4 protein-coding genes are annotated in these 2,705 nt (G+C 37.8%); 1 reads left to right on the top strand and 3 read right to left on the bottom strand.

From position 1 onward, the window contains the following. On the top strand, positions 1–310 hold a 310-nt coding region (locus AACY61_RS11970; protein WP_339611811.1), incomplete at its 5' end, for a hypothetical protein. 345 nt (positions 311–655) lie between these two features. On the opposite strand, the gene AACY61_RS11965 is transcribed toward AACY61_RS11970, so the two are convergent. The 3 genes from AACY61_RS11965 to AACY61_RS11955 form a co-directional block, all read right to left on the bottom strand. Continuing rightward, entirely contained in the window at positions 656–979 is a 324-nt protein-coding gene (locus AACY61_RS11965; RefSeq protein WP_339611810.1) for a hypothetical protein, read from the bottom strand. Between the two features lie 91 nt (positions 980–1,070). Beyond that, positions 1,071–1,892: a hypothetical protein gene (locus AACY61_RS11960; protein ID WP_339611809.1), complete on the bottom strand. Its 822-nt coding sequence runs from the start codon at positions 1,890–1,892 to the stop codon at positions 1,071–1,073. 3 nt (positions 1,893–1,895) lie between these two features. Then, the coding region (locus tag AACY61_RS11955) for a DUF488 domain-containing protein (RefSeq protein ID WP_339611808.1) at positions 1,896–2,705 on the bottom strand (810 nt) is incomplete at its 5' end.

The raw sequence follows: 2,705 nt of genomic DNA, 5'->3' as shown, positions 1-2,705 counted from the left end.
AATAAAGGGCACAAACCCGTCATTGCGCGCGCAGCAAAGCAATCTAAACAACAACCTCCCCCCAACACCCACCCACCAAACCCGCACCTTCACCTACACACTACTAATTTTCACAAATAAGTCACCCCGCAGCAGTGCGGGGCCCGCCCAAATAACAGACGAACTCTACAACCACACCCAAAAACAAGCAAAAGTCTATCTAATCATGATGGATGCAGCCAAAGCAAGTGAAAAATTAGACATCGGCTGTAATTTCTTAGTGTATTTCATCAAAAATTCACCCCAGGTATTTAGCATAGACAACCATTAGCTGAGGTTTAAGAATTTCAGCATCATAACTCACCCAATAATCGATAAAGAAATAAACCGCCAGTGGAGCACCCGTTTCAATAGGGCAAGCTACCTCCACAACCTCACAGTCTATAACGAAATGGACTAGGACCCCGTGGCATACTTCGAAGTCCTCCAAAAGGTAATAGAACAAACCTGCCTCGGCTTGATTTACGTTTTCTGGCAATACAAACCAAGCTACACCGGCCTCACATACCTGCTGCACTTGTGCAGTCTGTTCACAGTCCTCCCGTCAAAAATATTCAACACAAACACTATAGATAACCATCAAATCCTCCACAATCTAACCCACGCCACCCACAACCTAAAATACAAAACCCGCCACACCATCACCCAAAAACAAATAGACAAAGCCTGGAAAAAATGCCACACCTTCCTCAAAGAAGCTGAAGCAATTGTAACGAAACATCTCCATACTGATAATAGAGTAACAAAATAAAACTCCCCTCTCCTTGGGAGAGGGGCAGGGGGTGAGGACCAGTAAAGGCGCAACATCTTGCGCCTCATTAACATCCTTGGAGACCCTGTCAATAAAACCTCCCAATCCAAAACCAAGTAACGAACTAAAACTCCCCTCTCCTTGGGAGAGGGGCCGGGGGTGAGGACCAATACCCGCAAGCCTGCCCACAGATAGCTTGCTGAAGGGGGGGGTGAATTTGTTTTTAGAAAACTCAGTGAATCAAAAAATTGGATATTTGTTTACAGAAAATACAACGCATTTAAAATAGGCTTGTCTGTATATCTATCATTGGAGTAAAAGTGCCAATAATCATAAATGGGTTTTTGGATCTATAGTGAAATGATTTTGTAGTTCCCAAAAATAAATGTAAATCCTTTGTTTTAGCAAAATCATCAAAGTATTTTTCTTTTACTTTACTTATGGCTATTTCCTCATTGCCTTCGGCAGCGGCAAGGGTATTTCTATACAACTGTCCTATTTCCCAATCCTCAATCATCATTGTACTAGCTACACCATTTATATCTTCCAGTTCATATGAAAACTTATAGGGGAGTTTTTCTGCCAGTTCAAACTTAAGATCATCCATTTCAAAAAGATTTTGTTGGTCATTTAACGCTTGTAGTTGATCCATTTTTTTCTTGTCATACTGTCCTTCAATTTGCTCAATTTTAAAATTCTTGATCACCGTAGGTTTAAAAACTGCTAATGATGTACAAATTTCTGTATTATGAGCATTTGCGATTAAGGCCTTTATATCTGTATGTACATTATTTAAAACATATTGTTTTCTAAGGAACCAATTGTTCTTAGTATCAATAGTTTCTAACAACTTAATAGGAGTGTCAATGGTTGCCGGGCGATAACTTTCGGGTCTAAAATCCTTGTCATTTTTGACGATATCCAGTTCTATCCATTGATACTTTTTATAACGTTCGTTATATTTTAGTTTTCTAAAAGGTATAGGATAAAGTCTGATCCAAGTTCCATCTTCAAGAAAACCTGCTGTACATACTAATTCACCATAAGTAGATGAAAGAGTAGGGTATGTCTTTACGGTAATGAGAACTTTAGTAATTGCCATTTTTTAAATATGGATTAATGGATATCTAAAGTTAGAGGATTTTTTTAATTTTTCTGCTAGATGGGTGCGGTGGCACTGGCATATATCTGCTTCAAAGCAGGTTAATGCTATTCTTTTATACCGTTCCAGCAGTCCAATAATAGTGTTTTGGACTTCAGCAGTCTCATTCAAAACCGTCTTTCTATATTCTATGAAAAGTTCATCATAATCGGCTTGGGTATTTAATTCTCTTCGCATACTGGAATCAATACCAACTTCTGGCATGTGGATATAGTCAATCCCCAACCTGCCACAAAAGTTACTCAATAAAGATTTACTAAAGCCGTATTTCTGACTTAAAGGGTTCTTACGCACATCCACTAATAGTTTCACATTGTTTTTGATTAAGCGATTAAGATATTCTTCTAAAGAAATACCCTCATAGCCAATAGTAAAAAGAGCTATACTATCGGCACTCGAACGTGCAGTAATAATTTTTTTAAAGTGTTGCTCTGGTACCAATTTTTCAGCAACAATACTATTGGTTGCATAATATGGAAAATTGAGATAGGTATGTTTTGTAATTACGTCAGTTTTCATATTTCCGTAAAGGGCAATGGTTTTCTGAACCAATTTTTGATCCTTTCCGGTAAGTTCCTTAAAATATTTCTTTTTCGTTAGTTTACGATAGGTTTTTTCGTTTTCAGAAAGCCATTCTCTTGTAACCATTGCTTGAAGATCAGCTTTTAGTGAATAAGAATAACAACCATAGCGATAAGGCACAAAATCGTAATTAGACTCTTCTTGCATTTGCGTCAATAAGAATACTAACTT

The sequence above is a fragment of the uncultured Planktosalinus sp. genome (genome assembly GCF_963973675.1).
Lineage (GTDB): Bacteria > Bacteroidota > Bacteroidia > Flavobacteriales > Flavobacteriaceae > Planktosalinus.
Note: the sequence above shows the minus strand (reverse complement) of the source record. Positions and strands in the feature narration are given on the sequence as shown.

What these genes read in the sequence shown, in the direction of transcription:
- AACY61_RS11960 (WP_339611809.1), bottom strand. Translation starts at nt 1,892, where the DNA reads ATGGCAATTACTAAAGTTCTCATTACCGTAAAGACATACCCTACTCTT.